Raw genomic sequence first — 18,708 nt, 5'->3', positions numbered from 1 at the left:
CTTTGGTATCAGGAAAGAATATTTACAGCAACCGGGGTAACTCTTTCATCGAATAAAATATCTCTGCCCCTGCCTCTTCCAGATACGCAGCACTATGTTCGCTCGCATATCCCAAAGCCCTGAAACCGCCGGCCCTGGCAGCTTGTATGCCTGCCAGGCTGTCTTCCACCACGGCACATTCCGCAGGATCAAATCCCATCGTGGCGGCGGCATGCAGAAAAATGCCCGGGTCAGGTTTCCAGCTGTTGATCGTATAGGCACTGAATATCCTGCCTTCGAAAAACGGCAGCAGGCCGGTCAACCGCAAATTCAGCTCTATCTTTTTTACCGGCCCGCTGGATGCCACACAGAAAGGCAGCGTGAGTTGTTCCAGCACTTCCCGGATTCCTTCCACCGGTTTTACTTCTTTCTCAAACAGCGCATAGGAGCGGGTGCGGTATTGTTCAATAAAATCAGCTGCAAAAGGACGGTCTGTCAGCGCCTGCAAGATGGCTACCGCCTCCACGAGGTTCCGGCCGCTCATCAGGCGCACCGCTTCCTGTTCTTCCATGACCACGCCGTATTCCGCCGCCAGTCCAAGCAGCACCCGGATACCAATAATTTCACTGTCTACCAGCACGCCATCACAATCAAATATGACGCATTTTATCTTGTTTGTTATCATATACCTCCAGTTGGGACCATAAAGATAAATGTGGTACGGTTATTTCATTCATTCCTTTATCACCCAATACCAGTGTTATGAAAATCATGCTTATGCTAATGACTGCGACAGTCATACTGTTCTGTAGCTGTGCCACCGCAAACAGCAGCCGTTTCTCTGCTGCAGACATACAACCCGGAATGAACAAACAAGCCGTCATTGCCCGTTATGGCAAGCCTTTCAAGAAAAGTTTCGCCCAAATGGGGGACGTACTGTATGAAGATTTTTATTACAAGGAGACCGTTCACAAAGATTTCTGGTACGAAGTCAATACCATCCTGCATTTCGAGAACGGTAAACTGATTTCCCTGGAACCCGGAGCGGAGCGGAAATTATTTCAGGAGCCTGTCATAGTGGAGAAACGCTAACTAACGTTTCTTCCATTTCTGTGCTATCTGCGCCGCAGTCTCAATCATAGCGGGGTCCCAGCTTTCAATCTGCCACGCGGAATGTGCCAGTGACGAGGCTTTTAACGCCTGCATAAGTCCATCGAAAGAAACAGCCGTTTCCAGTATCTGCGACAGTTCCAGCTGTTGCCGGTACAATGATTCGTCTTCCGGAGGCTGTGCCGGTATTTGCAATGCTTCCGGCAGGAAACTGTTCAGCGGGGCAATCGTCTCGTTTTTTTGTTTGATGAGGTCGTCCATCCGGAGGAAATCATGGCCGAAAGCGGCGCGGCTGCTGTCGCTGTCAAGTCCGGCACCCAGCTGTTCCAGTACGACATATTTCAGTGAAGGGCAAAGATCTATTGCATTATCGAGATAGCCGAAGACTTCTTCCGGAACGGCGTCGTCGTGGGTGTCACGGCGGACGGTCTTTCCGGGCGCAGCGCCGGACACTTCCCAGCTGCCACCGGAGATATGTATTTCCCTGACGCGGTGCAGCGGATACAAACTGATCAATGCCTCAAAAGAGAGGTTAAAGTTATGCGCCTGGCAATAAAGATTATGCAGATCGAGGATCATAAAGCCATTGACAGGCCCCAGCAACTTATCGAGGAAATCACCCTGCTTTTTTACTTCTTCCAGGGAATAGGAAAAAGCCAGGTTTTCCAGGCCTACCGGGCAACTACAAGCCTCCTGCATTCGTTTCAGCCTGTCACGGCCAATCTCGAGGATAGTTGGCGTGTAAGGAATATTTAATGGCGCACCATGATGGAAATCGCGGCCGGTCATAAAGCCGAAATGTTCGGTTACATGATCAAACTGGTAACGACGGCTGACGGCGCGCAGATCGTTGAGCCATTGTTGTTGTTCCGGCAACCATCTCCCCGAAAAAAGAGAGAAAAAAACACCATGACCAATCAGCCTGTTTTCGTTGCTGAAAACGGTGAGTAGTTCTTCAAACCAGACAGGTACTTTCGTTACCGCATATAGCGCGTCAAAAGACCATTCAATGGCTTCGACCCTGGCTGCGTCCATGAGGGGCAGGCAGGCAGCCAGGATATTGTTGTCCAGATTACAGGCAACTGTTGAAAATATTTGCGACACGATTCACGTATTTATTCAGCCCATTCCGCATGCCGGACAACCATCTCCCGCGGTCTGCGGCTTTGAAGTATCTTTCCGCTCTGTCGCCGTATCCTTTTTTACTGCTTTTTTCTCTTCTTTTACCGCAGGGGCCTTGGGCGCATTACAAGAAGGAGCAGTTTGTAGGGTAATACCTGCCAGGATGGCTCCCAGCAATGATTTCGACAGATCCATAATTTGGGTTTTAAATAGAATGAAAATATTTTGCTGTATAACGGAACAACAGGTGAAAATGTTACTGTTTGAATTTACCGGGAGATATCCCAAACCTTTTCCGGAAGGCAGTACTGAAATTATTGGGTGTTTTATACCCAAGCAGGTAGGCCACTGTGCTGACCTGCTCCCCTTCCAGCAGTAATTTACGCGCTTTCTCCATCCTGAGGTGATGAATATAACCAAATACGGTATCACCAAACACGCTTTTAAAACCATTTTTTAGTTTGAAGATATTTAACCCTGCCTGACGGCTGAGTTTTTTGAGCGAATGGTCCAGCTCGGGTTCTTTATCTATAAGCTCTTTAATAAAATAGAGTTTTTCTATATCTCCTGCACTTTCTAATAAATACCCGCAGGCTTTCGCCGGAAATTGTTCCTGCATCGCCTCTGTTTGCAGCATAAACAGCTCCAGCACACGGGCCTCCATCAGCATTTTACCGTAATAGCCGGTACGCCGGGAGGTGATCATATCTGTGAGCACAGAAAGCATTTGCGGCGTCACGTGCAGCAGGCCGGTAATGTCCGGCACGATCTCCTTACCTGCCAGTTGTTGAAGCAGCGAGGCATGTACAGCAGATTCCTCATGGGAGATCGATTCAAAAAAACTGTTGTCCAGCAAGATATCCACCTTGGTCAGCGGATGTTCACCGGTCTGATATTCAAAATTGGTAGACAATTTCTCCGGCACATAGAAAAGGCTGTGCTGCAGCGCCGCCACCTCTACAGGTTTGCGGAACACCTCATTGCGGGCCACGAACCGACCGCTGAGGGAGAAATGCATCTCCACACAGGACTTATCGGCATTCAGTTGCACGGTGGTACGTTTTGAAACCTCCAGGTGGCTGTAGTTGATTTCAAAACCGTCGAGAACAGTATGTTCAAAGGAGCCCTGAAGGCCGGACTCGGGAGCCAGCGTATAGGCGGCCTGCCGGTACCCTCTGGCTTCGCTCTCTCTGACCAGCGTAGCATGTGGTAATAAAGCGTCCAGGTACATACCGCAAAATTAAGTATTATCCTTTTAGCATACCTTTTAATCCCTTCACCAAACTATTCCCACCCACCACCCGACGAAATTTGCTGTCAAAAAAAGATGAAACAGGTAGATACCATCGTAGAATATGGGATGCGACGGGTCATCATCACGCTGACCGCCATGCTGTGTGCCATTCTGGAGCTGTTAGACACCACCATCGTAAATGTGGCACTGAACGACCTCCAGGGCAACCTGGGCGCCACCTTGTCAGAGGTGAGCTGGGTTGTAACAGCATACGGTATCGGCAACGTGATCCTGATCCCCATGACCAGCTGGCTGTCCCGGCAATTTGGCCGGCGCAATTATTTCGCGGCCTCCATTCTCTTATTTACACTTTGCTCCCTACTGTGTGGTATGTCCGGCAGTATCCCCGAGCTGGCATTTTTCCGCTTTCTTCAGGGTATCGGCGGAGGGGCGCTGCTGGCCACCTCCCAGACGATCATTACGGAATCCTACCCGATAGAAAAAAGAGGTACGGCCAACCTGATATTTATGATGAGCGTCATTGTAGGTCCCGCCATGGGACCGTTGATCGGCGGCTATATCATTGACCATTACAGCTGGCCGCTGATCTTTTATATCAATGTGCCACTAGGCCTCATTGCCGTCCTGCTGACATTACAATATATCCGGTCGCCCCGCTACGACAACAAATTGCCCGCGGCTGATGTGGACTGGCTTGGCATATTCCTGCTGGCCCTCATGATAGGTTCCCTGCAATATGTGCTGGAAAAAGGGCAGGAAGAAGACTGGTTCAGTAACCGCATTATCATCACCCTGTCCATCACCGCGGGCGTGGGCGCCATACTATTCATCTGGCGGGAACTGTCCTGCTCCCATCCGATCGTATCGCTGAAAGTGTTGCGGAACAGGAACCTGGCGGCTGGCACCATCTTCTCCTTTATCTACGGCTTCGGCTCCTACGGCTCAACGTTCATCGTGCCGCTGTTTACACAATCGCAGCTCAACTGGCCTGCCACCGACGCCGGACTACTGGTGTGCCTTACCTCTCTTTCCAGCCTGGTGATATTCCCGCTGACCAACAAACTGCTGAAATCGGGCGTAAAGCCACAGTATATGATGAGCGCTGGTATGTTTATCTTCTTTGTGAACTGTTACATGAGCTCGCGTATACTCACCCCGGAAACAGGTTTCCAGACGTTTTTCTGGGTGTTGATATTCCGGTACTTCGGGTTGAACATGATCCTGTTGTCCATCAGCTCCATTGCCTTCTCCACTTTGCAGACACGGGAGATATCCGATGGTGCCGCCTTCACCGGCATGACGCGGCAACTGGGCGGTTCCTTTGGCATTGCCATCATCACCACGTTTATTGTACGGCGAAACATGCTGCACCGCGACCGGCTGCTCTCCCATCTGAATGCAGATGACCCCGGCATGCTGACGCGACTGCAACAGACCACACAAGCCTTTCGGGCACAGGGTTTTCCGGAAGACGTGTCCGCCGGCCATGCCCATAAATTGCTGGACATGGTCGTCATCAAACAATCCACCTTATTGTCCTATATGGATGTTTACATCGTCATTGGTTTTCTTTTCCTCAGCTGCGTGCCTTTCATCTATTTCCTGAAAAGCGGAAAAGCCGCCGCAGTAGCCGATGCACATTAATCTTTCTCATTAGCCAACATTATCACCCACATGAATGCAATTAAAACAGGACAGGTAGTATTACTCCTGTCAATCGCCCTCTGGTGGCCACTTCAACACAACGGACAAACGCCTTCGCTCAGCCTCAGTGCCGCTATTGACATGGGGCTGGCCCACAGCCACACCCTCCGGCTGGACAAAGCCATCATAACCGCCGCCTCTCAGCACTACCAACAGGTAAAAGACGCCAGTCTGCCTACAGGCAGTATCAGCGCTACCTTCAGCCATATGGAAGTGCCGGCAGACCACATACAGCTGGGCAACCAGGACCTGATACTGGGCAAACGCGGAGAAAACTATATGGCCCATGCCGGTATCAAACAAACCATCTTTGAAGGCAACAAACTCCGCTATGCCCGGAAATCCGCGCAGCTGCTGATGCAGCTATCCAACCTGGAACTGGAGCAACACACTACCGAAGTTGCTTATACGATCGCGGAACTATACCACGACCTCTACAAGATCCATCGTAGCATACTGGTATCGCAGCAACAAACGCTGGCTATCGACAGCCTGATCAAACAGGCCAACGACCTGTATGAACAGGGCATCGTCACTCAGAACGATGTGCTTCGCTTTAAACTGCAGCGTTCCGAAACCGCCATCTACAGCACGCGGCTGGAAGCAGAAGGCCGTACCGTACAATACAGTCTGAACATACTGCTGGGCCTTCCCGAAGATACAACGGTAGTACCGGCGCCGGTGCTGCCGCCCACGCAAGACAACAGCACGCTGGACAACTTTCTGGCAGCGGCTTTCCGGCAGCGGCAGGAACTGAAGCAGTCCGGTGTACAGGCTTCGCTGGACCAGTTCAATATCCGCAGTATCAAAGCCGGACAACTGCCCACCCTCTCCGGCAGCATCACCGCAGATTATATCCACGCAGGCGCAGCATTCATCCCGCCCGCAGGCAGCTACCTCACACCTGTTTCAGCCGGGGCCACTGTAGCCTGGAACTTTTCCTCGCTCTGGTCGGCACGCCATCAGATCGCGCAAGCCAAAGTAAAACAAGAACAGATACTTATTCAACGCGACAGGCTGAAAGAGAACATACAACAGGAAGTGAATGCCTGTTACCAACGTTACAGACAGGCACTTCAGACGATACAACTGTTGCAAAGCGCCATTGACCAGGCCACAGAGAACAATCGCATACAAACAGACCGCTACCAGTATAACACCACGTCCGTTACCGACGTGATAGACGCTAACAGCCGCCTGTACCAGGCCATGGCCAATATCGCCATAGCACGCTCCGACGCCAGCCTCGCCTGGTTCCGGCTGCTGAAGGCAACCGGCAGTATCACAACATCCTACTAAATAAATTATCAACATGGAAGAAAAAAGGAAAAAGAAAAAAATACTGTTACCAGTCATATTACTGGCAGCAGCAGCCGCCGGTATCATCATCGGCATCAACAGGTACCAGTTCTATCGCACCCACGAAGAAACAGACGATGCGCAAATCGACGGCGATCTGAGCGTGGTTGTGTCCCGGGCCGGTGGTTATATCGACTCTATATATTTTGAAGATAACCAACGGGTAATAAAAAACCAGTTGCTCATTAAACTGGAGGACAGGGAATATCATCTGAAACTGGAACAGGCAATGGCAGCCCACAAACTGGCCAACTCGCGCATTGATGTTGCCGCCACACAGGTGGCCACTTCCGAGGCCGCATCATCGGGCTACAAAGCCGAGGTAGAAGCTGCCAAAGCAAAATTATGGCAGGCGGAACAGGACTTTGCCCGTTACAGCGTATTGGTAGCCAAAGGCGCCGTGCCACGACAACAATATGACCAGGCGAAAACAAACCGTGATGCCGCAGCTGCTACCTATGCCGCCGCCAGCGGCCAGTACAATACAGCCATTGAACAGATCAGCAACCACCGGTCGCAATTGCAGGTAACCCATACTGCTGTCGGCCGCGAAGCCGTAGATATAGACTACGCACAGCTACTGCTATCGTACACACATATATCTGCACCCGTCACCGGTCTTGTGACCAAACGCAAGGTACAGCCCGGGCAACTGGTACAATCCGGACAGACACTCTTTTCCGTAGTCGACGAAAACAGCCTGTATGTGACCGCCAATTTCAAGGAGACGCAATTAACCCACATGCATCCGGGACAACCCGCAAAAATACGGGTAGACGCCTATCCCGATGTGGAACTGGACGGCACTGTCCATAACTTCGCAGCCACCACGGGCGCTAAAGTAGCGTTGTTGCCGCCAGACAATGCCACCGGCAACTTCGTAAAAGTAGTGCAACGTATTCCGGTGAAAATAAAACTGCATGCGGCAGATACCACCCTTCGGCGGCTACGGCCAGGCATGAACGTAGAAGTAACGGTCAATACCCGTTAAAAAAAGCAGGGCTGCCTTATGAGGCAGCCCCGCTTCATTACATAATATCGCAGAGAACTAAAACGCAGCAACCGGGAAGGCATCTTCCATTGACCCATATGGACAAATTTATCATCATAGGCAGCGCGGCCTGAAATGGATATATTTGAGGCAGCAAATGTAACCGTGCCTTATGTATGTCAAAAAGTTACCCGAACTGGACTATGGCGTAGCCACCACCATCAAGGCCCTTGGCGGCAAATGGAAAGCCTGTATACTGGACTGCCTTCATCTGGGCATACGTCGCCCCAGTGAGCTTAGCCGGAACATTCCCGGTGCCTCCCTGCGGGTACTGAGCCAACAGTTAAAGGAACTGGAAACCTGCCATATCATCTATAAAAAAGTATATGCGGAAGTACCCCTACGGGTAGAATACTATCTCACCAGCTGGGGCGAATCACTGTGGCCAGTTATCGAAGCCATGAATGAATGGGGCAATGCGTATCGGCATCATCACTGTAAGAGTGCGCCACAGGAAGCATCATCTTTTAGCAGTACTATTCCTGATGTAAAAGGGATCAAATAGAAATCCTAAGCGGGTTTTTTACAAACTTTTTTTCCATTTTCCTTAATTCTTTATTGGTTCCAATAAAATGCTCTTTTTGTTTTTCAACAAGACGATACCAGTAAGTTGCAGGTATAGCGTTATTAGAATGGAGCTCAAGGCGGATTATAACACTTTCGCTGGGCGCTCTGTGATTGTTGATCAACTGGCTTAACAGGGTTTCATGAATATCTATTTCAGCAGCAAATTCGTTTCTTTTCTTGTGAATCAACTGTAGGTACTCTTTCAGAAAATAACCGAATGTCAGTTTATCATCAAATTCTCTGTTATCAATATACTCTTCCAGGCGGAATTTCAACTGTAGCAAATTAGCAATCAACCTCTCCTGCTCTGTCATCCCCGCCTGTGTTTTCTTACGTGCAGCTGCAAGCTGTTTCCTGGCTTCAACCTCTTGTGCAGGTGAAAGTTTTTCAGTCATTACTACATCATCCGCCACTTCTTCCAGTTTTTTCTTTGAAAAACCTTTCTTCACATACATAAAACATATTTTTTTACAATGTTCAATAAACGCCATCCGTCCAGAAATAACTGCCACCCTGGCTTCATCCGGGAAATCAATAAGCCCCATAACTCCCAGAATGCCTTCTTTCTCCTTTAGTTGCAACTGATATACAATTGAACCTCCTTCCAGCGCTCGCCAGTTAAAAAAAAATTTCTCTTCCGTCAGATTTTTGAGGTCGCTCTTCTGCGTTTCGGTTATTATGACACTTTTTCTTTCTCCTGAAGCAAGTTCAATAATTTCCATTACTAAAGATACAAAATACTTTACAAAAAATGTAAAGTATTTACTTCCTCACCACCCTAAACCCCAGGTTACTAAACGATGCCCCTCTTTTTACCCTACCGATATCCACAGAATTAAAAAAAGCACAGGAATTTTTGCTGCACCACCAGGAACCGCCACGGGCATGCACGGAACGGCTATCGGGTTTGTCCGTCGGCAGCCGGCCTTCACAGTATTCAAAAACGTTGCCGTACATGTCGTACAGGCCCCATGCATTCGGTTTAAAGCTGCCTACCGGCGCAGTGTACATATATCCGTCGGTACTGTCGGCCTGGAGGTGGTCGCGGCCATGCCACACGTTGGCATAGGTGGAAAGCGGCATCATATCATCGCCCCAGAAGTAGGTGGTGGTAGCGCCGGCGCGGGAAGCGATTTCCCATTCATCGAGGGTGGGCAGCCTGACGCCGGCCCATTTACAATAAGCAACAGCATCGCGATAGCTGATAGTCGTTACCGGGTGATTCATTTTATTTTCGATGCCGCCACGGGTAACGCCGTTGGGATAACGCCAGCAGGCTGTGGTGTCTTCCAGCCAGCGAAACTCACGCAGCCCCGGACTAAATACCAGCGCGTTTTTATTCCGCTCTGCATCGGTGACATAACCGGTAGCCTGCACGAACTTTTCAAATTCGGCATTGGTCAGTTCCGTAGCTGCGATATCGAAGCCATTGGTATGTACGGTACGCAGCGGATTGTTGATATAGCCTTTTCTGCCAAGGGTGTAGTCTCCGGCAGGTACATGCACCAGGCGCGACGACTGGCCATTAACAGCATTTACCCCGGCCAGCATCAGCAGGACCGGGGTAAATCGTTGCAGGCAATATGTTAAAAAGCCGCTCATTTACGGATCGTATTGTAGTAATCAGTGGCTCTTTTGATGATCAGGTCTTCGTTGCCTTTGTTGAAATCGATATAAGACTGATAGTCGGCTTTCTCTCCGTACAGTTTACGGTAAGACTGGGAAGCCATGAATTCTTTATATTCATTGTTCTTCATCAACAGCATCAGCAGCGTCAGCAGGTCACGGTCTTTTTTATCCCTGTTGTACACTTCAATGATATAAGGAATCATCTCCCGCCCGTTGATCTCTACAATCGCCATTTTGTAATTGGCGCCCATTCTCTTGCTGCGGTCAGTGGACTCCCTGATCAGCGCCATCACGGAATCGCGGTTGCTGATCATGAATTTGCTTTGCCGGTCGCTCCATACGCTTTCTTCGGAACCGTCTGCCATCTGGCCGAATATTTTTTTTTCTTCGTCCTGGATGGGCGGGCGCACATCGCAGTTCTGCGCGTTGATCTCCGCATGGATCATATGGTAAGTGAACTTTTCCCGTAAAGACAGGGCCATGTAATCTTTATTGCTCATCGGGGAGCTGTCGTCCTCCTGATAAGGGATTTTTTCGATCAGTGCTTTTACCTTTGCCAGTCCATAGGGAGGTACGGTTAATTTTCTCCGGTAGGCGGCATAGGCTTCGCTGGACTTGCTCGGCGTTTTCCACTCCGCCGGCACATCTTCCTGCGCAGAGAGGCGTAAACACCCTAAAACGGCGGCAACAAACATCAGGTATTTCATGTACTTTTTTTTTATTTAGACTGCTAAATTAAGACATCTCCGCATTATTTAACCCTCCTGGATTCACTTTCCAGCCCGGAGCTCCGTTCCCTTGCCCTGGCCAGCTTCACGTTACCAAAACGGTAGCTGAAGCCAATCCTCAGCTGACGGGAATCTTCATACCCTTTGTTGCGGTAGTACAGCCCGTCAAAATCCCGGACGCCATACCAGCGGGCCGTCTGAAAGAGGTCGTTGATACCGATCCGTACGGTTCCCTGGTCTTTCAACACTTTACGTTGCACGCCAACATTCAGCTGCCAGTTATGTTTGCTTCGCTGGAAACCGCCATAGATATCAGGCGACTGATAATTACCGCTGATTTCCGCCTGCGTTTTCTTATCAAGATCAAATACCTGCTGCACATTCAGTTGCACGGTATTAACGCTTAATCGGGCATGCCTGCGTTCATCGAAGGTGATAAGGTTCTGTTTATAGAACGCGTTCACATTGGCGGAGATGCTCCACCATAGCAGCGGCGACACGCTGGAGGACAAGTTCAGCGCCAACAGGTGCTGCGATCCCACATTCTTTGGCGTCATCACCATTTTGTTTCCGTTGATGCTATCCGATACCGGCACAAACATATCACGGCGATGGGTATACGTTAACGAGGCCGACAAAATGCCGGTGGCGTTATATCCTACAGTAACACTGTTGGAGTACTGCGGCCGCAGAAAGGCGTTCCCCTGCCAGGAGGAAAGTTCATCCAGCTGGTAGGAAAAAGGGTTCAGGTCCGTATAGGTAGGCCGGTCTATCTTACGGTTGTACAGCAATGAAAAGTGATGCAGCTCCGACGGACGGAAGGACAACTGCATAGACGGGAAAAAGTCCAGGTAACGGTTGTTCACCTGCTGCGAAGTATCTTTACCGGTAGCCAGGCTTTTGGCATGCAACACGCCGTCTGCTACAGTTTGTTCCAGGCGCAGACCTGCCTGCAGTTTCCATTTCCCCCACTGTTGGTCGGCCATGGCATATGCTGCATATACCTTTTCATCGTAGCGGAAAGTATTGCTTTTTGATTCGTTCAGGTAGTCCTTTCTGTCTTTTACATCAAAGATCTGCACCCGGTTGTCACTGGCCACGGCATTGGCTTTGACGCCTGCGTAAATTTTGCCGCGTTGTACCGGTTGTTCATAATCGGCTTTGATGCCATAGATGTTGATATCGCTGTTATTAAAAGTACGCAGCGTATACTGATCGGTTTCGGTCACACTGTCGGCTTTCAGGAAATGGTTGTACAGGATATTTTTGATACGGGCCCGGTAGTAGCCATAGTCAAGGTCTGTGGTGAACAACCGGCCGCTGGTATCCTTGTATTGATAGTTGACGTTGTAGTTTTTCCAGTTTTGTTTCTGCGAATAGTAGTCATTGGTAGCTTTCAGCATAGACGTCAACTGCCCTGTGGCCGCATCCGAAAGGTAGGTGGTGGTGTTGGTCATCCCCGGGCCGAAGTACAGGTTGGCGTTCATCATCACTCCTACGGTATGCCGGCTGTTGATATTATAATCGGCTCCCAGTTTGAAGTTGACAGGGTTGCGCATATCCACATCGCGGGTACGGTTATCGATGATCTCCCCTTCCTGTATACGATAGAAATCATATTCCATATTATGATATCCGAAGTAGTGGTTATAGTTACCATACAGATTAAATTTACCGGTACGGTAGTTCAGGTTCAGCGCTCCTTCTGTTTTGGGTGTTTGCCCGAAATGTATACCGGCAGCGACATCGCCGTTAAGCCCTGAGGCGGTATTTTTTTTCAGGCGGATATTGATGATGCCGCCGCTGCCGGCAGCGTCATATTTACTGGATGGATTAGGCAACAGTTCTATGCTGTAAATATTAGCAGACTGCAATGATTTCAATAATGCAGCCAGGGCATCGCCCTGCATGTAACTGGGCTTACCATCGATATACACCGTAACACCTGATTTCCCGTTGAGTGAAATATTATTGGTTGGGTCCACCATCACACCGGGAGAGCGTTTCAACAGCTCCAGCGCATTACTGCCCATGGCGTTTACGCTGTTACTGACATTATACACTACTTTGCCATCTTTAAACTCCACCGTTTTCTTTTTAGACACAATGGAGATTGCTTTCAGTTCTTTAATGGTTGAGTCTTTTTTTTGGGCAGTTACGCAGGTGGGTAAACTGGCCAGCACCAACAAGATAAATTTATGCATACAGTACGGTCAAAGTCCGCAAAATACATAAGGGGCATGGATTTTAATAACCGCTTATAAAAATGCCGGGCAGATGTTCCCGGCTCTTTTTATTCGTTATCAGGGATGCTTTAGTTTTTTTGTCTGGTCCAATCAGTTTAAAACAGGGGTCACCGTATAACCTTTGGCTTTCAGCAGTTGAATGATACCATTTTCTCCGGCGAGGTGGCCGGAACCAACTGCGAAAAAACAGCTGTTGGCCTGCATCATGGCGGGCATTTTAACAGCCCAGTTTGCATTACGGCGTGTCAGCAGCCAGTAGCTCATGTCCGCGTCGTTCATTTCCTGCTGTATGACATCTATGTCTTCCGTCTTATAGGCGTTGACCATGCGCGTAGTTACATGCTTCAGGGAGTCGATGCCCTGGAGGAATTTAAAAAAGTAGGCGTCAGAAAATCCTTTGTTCATGTAGTCCACCTGCTCTTTTATTGTTTCCAGCGTGGCGAACTTCATTTGTTGCTGTTGCGCATATTGATAAAGCGCTGCTTCCTGGCTGACGGGCTGCGGGCAGGTGAAGCCCAGTTGTGCCAGTACGCCTACCAGCGCGCTCAGGCGGAGACTGTCAAACCGCTGTAAAGGCACACCTATTCTGGCGCGGAGCACGGAATCCACGAACGCATATTTTTCCTTGGACAACCGCTGGCTTTGGGGAACATCGGACATGACTTCTTTTTGCGCCAGCTTTATTTCCGCAGGATCAAAAATGTTGGTTTCTATTACCAGCTGGCTGGTGCCTGCAAAGGCTTTTTTAGCTTTGTCGCTGATGATGAGGTCATCTTTACAGAGCATATGAAAAGTACCAAACAGATAGGAAGGTTTATCCAGTCCGTTGCCGGATATTTTCCACAGGACTGTTTTCGCTGTGGGCTGCGGTAATGTGTTGGCAAAGGACGTAGTAGTAACGGTACATATAGTGGCAATGGCGAAGGAGAGTTTTTTGAGCAACTGTATCATTGTTAAAAAGTTTATTTACAGTATTAGTTGCAGCAGATAAACTTTCGTTACAGTTTTCTCAAAAAAAATTTTCCGGCACTAAGAATAGTGCCGGATCAGATTCTAAGTGGATACAGTTCAGATATCTATCATTTCCTGTGCAGCTTCCATAGGTACGTCTGTTCCTGCGTCGATCACTCCTATGAGTGAGTATTTTCCTTTGGGTACTTTGTCGGGTATTACAAATTCCACCACACGTCTCTGTTCCGGGAACAGCGGGAACATGGGTACATCGATCTTCGTTTTATCGCCGGTGGCGATATTAGATAGTTCCAGATAGCCGGTGCATTCCAGTTGCACCGTCCCCGTATTCTGACACGTGATGTGACATATCCGGGCGCTGGTATCGGCGTGGTCAAAGGAGAGTATTTTCACATCTTTATAGGTAAGGGACGGGGGTGTCTGATAAAGGTGTACCCCTACCCTGACTTTATTTGTCACGTTGGTTTTCAGCCCGGTGGGCGATTCTACGATCTGTTCTTCTGTTGTTTCGAGAAAAAGCATGGTCCATTTCATTTCACCGGTGACGGCAGATGAATCCGGCACCATCATTTTAATCGGGATATCAGCCGTTTGTCCTGTGTCAACCTCCACAAATGTCCTGTCCAGTTTTATCCAGCGGGCGCAGGATCGTTCGGTGCTGCCGGGCGCGGTGTACACATGTACGCCGAGCGAGTCCCTGATCCAGTCACTGAGATACAGCGTAAACTGTTTCTTCTTGTTCAGGTGGTTGACGATATACACATGGGCAGTACCTGTTTGTCCGTTATTCAGCTTAAAGTCTATCGTTGAGGGTTTTATGGTCAGCCCTCTTTTGGTGGTATCTGCCGGTTTTGCCGGGCTTTTCAAAGCGAATGGCGACCCGGCCGTCATTCTTGTTTTACTGGTATCAATTGCCGGCCTTACGATCATACTTTTTTTACCGGTAGTATCCTGGGCCTTTATAAATAGAACGCTGAACGACAGGAATAATAATAGCATCAACTGTTTCATAGCACGGTAGAATTTGATGATATTGGGTTATATGTTCGGTTTTCCGTCTGAGCAATAAATCAGGTGTTCCAGTTTTCTGATATCTGTTATAATAATTTTTCCGTCTTTTATCCGGATGATGTTTTCATCACGCAGATCACTCAATGTCCTGATCAGGGATTCTTTCGCCACACCGGCCAGTGCGGCCAGGTTACAGCGGCTGATATTCATACTGAACTCGCCCTGATTGGTAGGATTGTATTTTTTGCAGGTGATCAGCAGCGCTTCTGCCACTTTCTTGCGGAGCGGGCTGTATGCCATCCGGAGCATCTGTTCCTGTTTCTCCGCGATATTGGCGGCGAGTATGTCCAGGAACTTGCGCAGAAAGCTGCTGTTGTATTCGAAATGAAGTTCCAGGTCGGTACGGGAAATAATGACGAGTTCAGCATCTTCAATTACTTCGGCTGTTTCGCGGTACCTGCCGCTATCGAGCAGGGCATTGAACCCGATAAAGTCGCCTTCATGGTAAAGGCCGGTGATGAGCTCTTTTCCGTCTTCATTCCATTTACTGGTTTTTACTTTTCCTTTGAGGATGTAGAAAATGGATGCCGCGGTTTTGCCTTCTGCATAAATAATTCGTTTCTTTTTAATACTGATTACGTTGCCGTCGTCGACCTGCGCTTTCAGCAGTTCGTCTACAGTGGTAACAGGGTTAAAAGAATGCATAGCCGGGGTTAATGAGTGTTTACAATCCGCTTCCTCTTCAATAAACATTACCTTTTTCATCTTTCAGCAATTAATTAGGACATGACAATGACATACATACTAACACGTTTTTTTGGGGGAACGGTCCTGCAATTAAACGGGATATGGTTAAATTTTCTTGAAAGAGACGGTGTTTTCTTTCGGGGTTATCATCAGGATAAAGCTATCACGATTTGGGGTGCATACTTAAACAAATAGATCTCATATTTTTCATGATCATGGTATTTAGATATTCGAGGTCTCTTTACTTTTTCTTAAAAAACCTTACTACCCTGCTTTTGTCAACTATCTCAAAATCTGCCGTTGCTTCCAGACGGGTAGCCACGTCCACTGAATAGGACATCACCCTGGGTCTTATTTTGTCACTGAACGCCTCCGGATTCAAGGATACGGCGTACTTGCCGGCAGGCACGTTCAGGAAATAACTACCCATGTCGTCTGTCAGGGTGCTATACAGCATGCCTGTACTATCTGTTGCGATTACTTTGATGTTGCTGCGAGGGAAATTGCTCCTGGCCAGGGAGTCGGAACTGATCATGATCTTCCCGGTAATTACCCGGCTCCTTTTAAAAGGAATCAGAACAGTCAGATCTTTGTTCACCGGAACCGTTTGTGTTAAACCGGAAGCAGGTATTACGCCTTTGACGTTGTTAGCGCCGCCAAAATCCAATTGGTATTTACCTGGTGTGACATTTCGATAGGAGATAGAGCCTATTTCATCTGAGATAAAGGGAATACTGTTGATATTGATCTGCAGATTAGGGATAAGCTGCTCTCCGGCATCTCTGGTTCCGTTACCATTAACATCAAAAAATGGTAAAAGGTTCAAGGTGAAGTATTTTTTCCTGAAAATTATTGGTACATTAAATTTTTTAGTCATTGATATGCTGATATATTTCTCACCCAGGCCATTTGGGGCGAGGCTGCCGCTTTCCAGCGGTATCATCGCAGAGGCGCTCAGGTCCAGTCCATTCTTTGGATTGCTGTACATAATATTGCCACCTACCTGATGATATACCAGATTATCATACAACGATTTGGAGAAATTATAGTAAACATTTGTCTTTACCCGCTTAAACAAAGTAAACGTCATAAAAGGGCCGGCCAGCATGGTTTGCACATATCGCAGAAAATTCTTTTCTGTTGTCTGATCAAACACGGGTTGTTGCATAAACGTACCTTTTACGCCAAAGACCTTATAAGCCAGCGACATGTTCGTATTAGTGAGAAAAACAGCTTTTTTATCGATTCCGTATGAACCATTATACCCGCTGATGGAGTTCAGGAAGAAACTGAATTTTTTGCCGGTCTGCCGCTTCAGGTACATCTCTCCGAAAATGTATTCAGGCATGGTACTGCCTACGACTATGCTTTGTTTCATCAAACCACCACTGAGGGAGAAGGAACCGTTCATAAAACCATGGCTGTACTTAAGGCCGTATTTGGCGATGTTGAACTTAAAGGCGTCTGTGCTGTAAATCGTATCGCGGAGCGTATTCACGCCGGAGTGATTGTACTGGTAAAAAGCACCCACAGCGTTGTTGCCGAACTTCCAGTTAATATCATGGAATTGATACGTCAGCCCTTTGTTCAGCCCGGGGAAATAATCGTTGTAATATTGCACCAGGCTATTGAAATCGATCCGTTTTCCATGATAGGAGAAGTTATAGCCCGATGCCATGCCTGGCTTGTCAGGAAAGCCCGGTATCTTTTTAGCGAAGAAGTCCATGCCCACCCCTGCGTTTACAGCTAACAACACTTTGGGGGTATTGATCAACTGTAGTTCATTGTTGAAAAGATAGGACTGTCGCCGCTGTATATGGTCTACGTCTCCTGCAATGCCCTGTAGCACGGTGACTTTCCCTACCGGATATTTGGCGGTCATCGTCAGGTTGTCGTTGGTAAACCAGGTGAGCGCATCACTGTGTTTGGTGCCGCTGATGGTAAACTCCGTATTGGGTTTGGGCCTGTACGTGATTTTACCGCCATTGCCGTAGGTAAAAAAGTATTTGATATCGCTCATATGCCCGGCGTAGAGGTCCCAGTGTTTTGTCTGGTAATTGAATCCCATCACATTTTGTTCCAGATTATTGCCGAGGCCATATTGTTTGGTGCGGTAAAAAAAGGAAAGCTTGTTGTCACCAATGGGGATCTCACCGTGCATACCACCATAGTAACTAACTTGCTTTCCCCATATCATAACGCCTGTTTCTATCCAGAACGGAAAGGTAATATAGGGTGACTCTTTTTCTTTTCGTTCATGCTGTACGCGCTCGAGCATGGCGTAATTCATGTAGCTTATGCCTGCCGTGTCTTCCACATTGATCTGCAGCTTCTCTGCTTTCAGCATGTTCATCGCCTTGTCCTTCAGATGGTAGGAAAAAGAGTACACGGTATCTGTGCCGGGCTTCAACCTAAATTTTTCGGTACTGTTAATGTCCAGGTTGCGATTCCTGATATTGGCCAGGTAAGCTCCGGGAACGGTACCGGTATTCCTGACCCGGAGCGTAACTGTAAAGTCTTTTTCCTGACCTTTTAATTGGATAACACTTGTAAGAGGGGTAACCAAAAACTCACAGATGGGTTCCGCTTTTATATAAAACCGATAGGCTTTCGCATCAACCTGCACTTGTACGGGTTTCCAGAGCGCCGGCGCATTCTGCTGCCGCATCAAAATTACAGGCACCACTTCCGACTGGTCAGGGTCCAGCACCTTTGACAATGACTTCGCAGGGGCCATCAACCGCCAGCCATCCGGGACCGTCACCGATAACTGAAAGGACTGTGCCTGATGGTACTTATTGGTGATCCGAATATTATTATACAGAAAGCGGCTATCTTTATTGGCAGCCAGCGAATCTTTTAACGTTACAACAAAACCGGCAACTCCCTGCCCGGAAACTTCCGGGATGTAGACAGTGCAACAGAGGTGCCACAAAATGCACAACATGGGGGGTAACGACAGTTTCATCTGGCTGACAGGGGGTAAAAGGGGTACATCCAACTTCATCTCTCTCGGGAAACATCCAACTTATTGAGGTAACATCCAGGTTAAAGAGGTAACATCCAACTCATTGAGGTAACATCCAACGTAAAAAACATCAAACATCTAACATCTAATATCCAACATACTAACATCCAACGAACCATCCATCCACATAACATCCAACAAAATATCCAGCTTCAGTTTTTGGGCAAGTAAGCCTTCTCCATTGAAAAGGCTTACTTGAG

Annotated in this window: 17 protein-coding genes; 5 read left to right on the top strand and 12 right to left on the bottom strand. The window is 48.3% G+C overall.

The features are described from left to right. Window positions 1-22 precede the first annotated feature (22 nt). Window positions 23-664: an HAD family hydrolase gene (locus tag HGH92_RS15410; RefSeq protein WP_168871696.1), complete on the bottom strand. Its 642-nt coding sequence runs from the start codon at window positions 662-664 to the stop codon at window positions 23-25. 98 nt (window positions 665-762) lie between these two features. On the opposite strand from HGH92_RS15410, the gene HGH92_RS15405 reads away from it, so the two are divergent. Continuing rightward, window positions 763-1,071 carry a hypothetical protein gene (locus HGH92_RS15405; RefSeq protein ID WP_168871695.1) on the top strand — a complete coding sequence of 103 codons (309 nt, stop codon included), beginning with the start codon at window positions 763-765 and terminating at the stop codon, window positions 1,069-1,071. On the opposite strand, the gene HGH92_RS15400 is transcribed toward HGH92_RS15405, so the two are convergent. The 3 genes from HGH92_RS15400 to HGH92_RS15390 all read right to left on the bottom strand — a co-directional run bounded on the left by HGH92_RS15400 (window position 1,072) and on the right by HGH92_RS15390 (window position 3,442). Then, the gene (locus HGH92_RS15400; protein WP_317166417.1) at window positions 1,072-2,193 is read right to left on the bottom strand and encodes a DUF692 family multinuclear iron-containing protein; all 1,122 of its coding nucleotides are present in this window, start codon (window positions 2,191-2,193) and stop codon (window positions 1,072-1,074) included. 15 nt (window positions 2,194-2,208) lie between these two features. Further along, window positions 2,209-2,406: a hypothetical protein gene (locus HGH92_RS15395; RefSeq protein WP_168871694.1), complete on the bottom strand. Its 198-nt coding sequence runs from the start codon at window positions 2,404-2,406 to the stop codon at window positions 2,209-2,211. Window positions 2,407-2,467: 61 nt separating this feature from the next. Next, window positions 2,468-3,442, bottom strand: coding sequence for a helix-turn-helix transcriptional regulator (locus tag HGH92_RS15390; RefSeq protein WP_168871693.1), 975 nt, complete (start codon window positions 3,440-3,442; stop codon window positions 2,468-2,470). Window positions 3,443-3,538: 96 nt separating this feature from the next. On the opposite strand from HGH92_RS15390, the gene HGH92_RS15385 reads away from it, so the two are divergent. The 4 genes from HGH92_RS15385 to HGH92_RS15370 all read left to right on the top strand — a co-directional run bounded on the left by HGH92_RS15385 (window position 3,539) and on the right by HGH92_RS15370 (window position 8,085). After that, window positions 3,539-5,110, top strand: coding sequence for a DHA2 family efflux MFS transporter permease subunit (locus tag HGH92_RS15385; protein WP_168871692.1), 1,572 nt, complete (start codon window positions 3,539-3,541; stop codon window positions 5,108-5,110). Window positions 5,111-5,140: 30 nt separating this feature from the next. Further along, window positions 5,141-6,469: a TolC family protein gene (locus tag HGH92_RS15380; protein WP_168871691.1), complete on the top strand. Its 1,329-nt coding sequence runs from the start codon at window positions 5,141-5,143 to the stop codon at window positions 6,467-6,469. 13 nt (window positions 6,470-6,482) lie between these two features. Beyond that, complete coding sequence (locus HGH92_RS15375) at window positions 6,483-7,520, top strand: HlyD family secretion protein (protein WP_168871690.1); 1,038 nt, start codon at window positions 6,483-6,485, stop codon at window positions 7,518-7,520. A gap of 172 nt (window positions 7,521-7,692) precedes the next feature. Then, window positions 7,693-8,085 carry a winged helix-turn-helix transcriptional regulator gene (locus HGH92_RS15370; RefSeq protein ID WP_168871689.1) on the top strand — a complete coding sequence of 131 codons (393 nt, stop codon included), beginning with the start codon at window positions 7,693-7,695 and terminating at the stop codon, window positions 8,083-8,085. Here HGH92_RS15370 and HGH92_RS15365 read toward each other — a convergent pair. From HGH92_RS15365 to HGH92_RS15330, 8 genes are all read right to left on the bottom strand, one after another. Then, window positions 8,078-8,869, bottom strand: a complete 792-nt coding sequence (locus HGH92_RS15365) for a helix-turn-helix domain-containing protein (protein ID WP_168871688.1) — start codon at window positions 8,867-8,869, stop codon at window positions 8,078-8,080. The two genes, HGH92_RS15370 and HGH92_RS15365, sit on opposite strands and share 8 nt — an antisense overlap. A gap of 40 nt (window positions 8,870-8,909) precedes the next feature. Next, window positions 8,910-9,749 carry an SUMF1/EgtB/PvdO family nonheme iron enzyme gene (locus tag HGH92_RS15360; RefSeq protein ID WP_247654953.1) on the bottom strand — a complete coding sequence of 280 codons (840 nt, stop codon included), beginning with the start codon at window positions 9,747-9,749 and terminating at the stop codon, window positions 8,910-8,912. After that, window positions 9,746-10,483: a hypothetical protein gene (locus HGH92_RS15355; protein ID WP_168871687.1), complete on the bottom strand. Its 738-nt coding sequence runs from the start codon at window positions 10,481-10,483 to the stop codon at window positions 9,746-9,748. Before HGH92_RS15355 ends, HGH92_RS15360 begins: the two co-directional genes overlap by 4 nt. A 44-nt stretch (window positions 10,484-10,527) precedes the next feature. Next, window positions 10,528-12,708, bottom strand: a complete 2,181-nt coding sequence (locus HGH92_RS15350) for an outer membrane beta-barrel family protein (protein WP_168871686.1) — start codon at window positions 12,706-12,708, stop codon at window positions 10,528-10,530. A gap of 132 nt (window positions 12,709-12,840) precedes the next feature. After that, window positions 12,841-13,701, bottom strand: a complete 861-nt coding sequence (locus tag HGH92_RS15345) for a TraB/GumN family protein (protein ID WP_168871685.1) — start codon at window positions 13,699-13,701, stop codon at window positions 12,841-12,843. Between the two features lie 117 nt (window positions 13,702-13,818). Continuing rightward, on the bottom strand, window positions 13,819-14,733 hold the full coding sequence (locus tag HGH92_RS15340; RefSeq protein ID WP_168871684.1) for a hypothetical protein: 915 nt from the start codon (window positions 14,731-14,733) through the stop codon (window positions 13,819-13,821). Between the two features lie 27 nt (window positions 14,734-14,760). Continuing rightward, window positions 14,761-15,498 (bottom strand): Crp/Fnr family transcriptional regulator, encoded by a 738-nt coding sequence (locus HGH92_RS15335; RefSeq protein WP_168871683.1) that lies wholly within the window; start codon window positions 15,496-15,498, stop codon window positions 14,761-14,763. Between the two features lie 223 nt (window positions 15,499-15,721). Next, complete coding sequence (locus HGH92_RS15330) at window positions 15,722-18,448, bottom strand: hypothetical protein (protein ID WP_168871682.1); 2,727 nt, start codon at window positions 18,446-18,448, stop codon at window positions 15,722-15,724. Window positions 18,449-18,708 lie beyond the last annotated feature (260 nt).

The sequence above is a fragment of the Chitinophaga varians genome (assembly GCF_012641275.1).
In the GTDB taxonomy this organism is placed as follows: Bacteria; Bacteroidota; Bacteroidia; order Chitinophagales; family Chitinophagaceae; genus Chitinophaga; species Chitinophaga varians_A.
This window is presented reverse-complemented; position numbering and strand designations above follow the sequence as displayed.

Excerpts from the sequence above, each read along its gene's own strand:
- HGH92_RS15380 (WP_168871691.1), top strand. The coding sequence starts at position 5,141 with ATGAATGCAATTAAAACAGGACAGGTAGTATTACTCCTGTCAATCGCC.
- HGH92_RS15370 (WP_168871689.1), top strand. The coding sequence starts at position 7,693 with ATGTATGTCAAAAAGTTACCCGAACTGGACTATGGCGTAGCCACCACC.
- HGH92_RS15410 (WP_168871696.1), bottom strand. The coding sequence starts at position 664 with ATGATAACAAACAAGATAAAATGCGTCATATTTGATTGTGATGGCGTG.
- HGH92_RS15360 (WP_247654953.1), bottom strand. The coding sequence starts at position 9,749 with ATGAGCGGCTTTTTAACATATTGCCTGCAACGATTTACCCCGGTCCTG.
- HGH92_RS15385 (WP_168871692.1), top strand. The coding sequence starts at position 3,539 with ATGAAACAGGTAGATACCATCGTAGAATATGGGATGCGACGGGTCATC.
- HGH92_RS15405 (WP_168871695.1), top strand. The coding sequence starts at position 763 with ATGACTGCGACAGTCATACTGTTCTGTAGCTGTGCCACCGCAAACAGC.
- HGH92_RS15365 (WP_168871688.1), bottom strand. The coding sequence starts at position 8,869 with ATGGAAATTATTGAACTTGCTTCAGGAGAAAGAAAAAGTGTCATAATA.
- HGH92_RS15390 (WP_168871693.1), bottom strand. The coding sequence starts at position 3,442 with ATGTACCTGGACGCTTTATTACCACATGCTACGCTGGTCAGAGAGAGC.
- HGH92_RS15375 (WP_168871690.1), top strand. The coding sequence starts at position 6,483 with ATGGAAGAAAAAAGGAAAAAGAAAAAAATACTGTTACCAGTCATATTA.
- HGH92_RS15395 (WP_168871694.1), bottom strand. The coding sequence starts at position 2,406 with ATGGATCTGTCGAAATCATTGCTGGGAGCCATCCTGGCAGGTATTACC.
- HGH92_RS15330 (WP_168871682.1), bottom strand. The coding sequence starts at position 18,448 with ATGAAACTGTCGTTACCCCCCATGTTGTGCATTTTGTGGCACCTCTGT.
- HGH92_RS15335 (WP_168871683.1), bottom strand. The coding sequence starts at position 15,498 with ATGAAAAAGGTAATGTTTATTGAAGAGGAAGCGGATTGTAAACACTCA.
- HGH92_RS15340 (WP_168871684.1), bottom strand. The coding sequence starts at position 14,733 with ATGAAACAGTTGATGCTATTATTATTCCTGTCGTTCAGCGTTCTATTT.
- HGH92_RS15350 (WP_168871686.1), bottom strand. The coding sequence starts at position 12,708 with ATGCATAAATTTATCTTGTTGGTGCTGGCCAGTTTACCCACCTGCGTA.
- HGH92_RS15345 (WP_168871685.1), bottom strand. The coding sequence starts at position 13,701 with ATGATACAGTTGCTCAAAAAACTCTCCTTCGCCATTGCCACTATATGT.
- HGH92_RS15355 (WP_168871687.1), bottom strand. The coding sequence starts at position 10,483 with ATGAAATACCTGATGTTTGTTGCCGCCGTTTTAGGGTGTTTACGCCTC.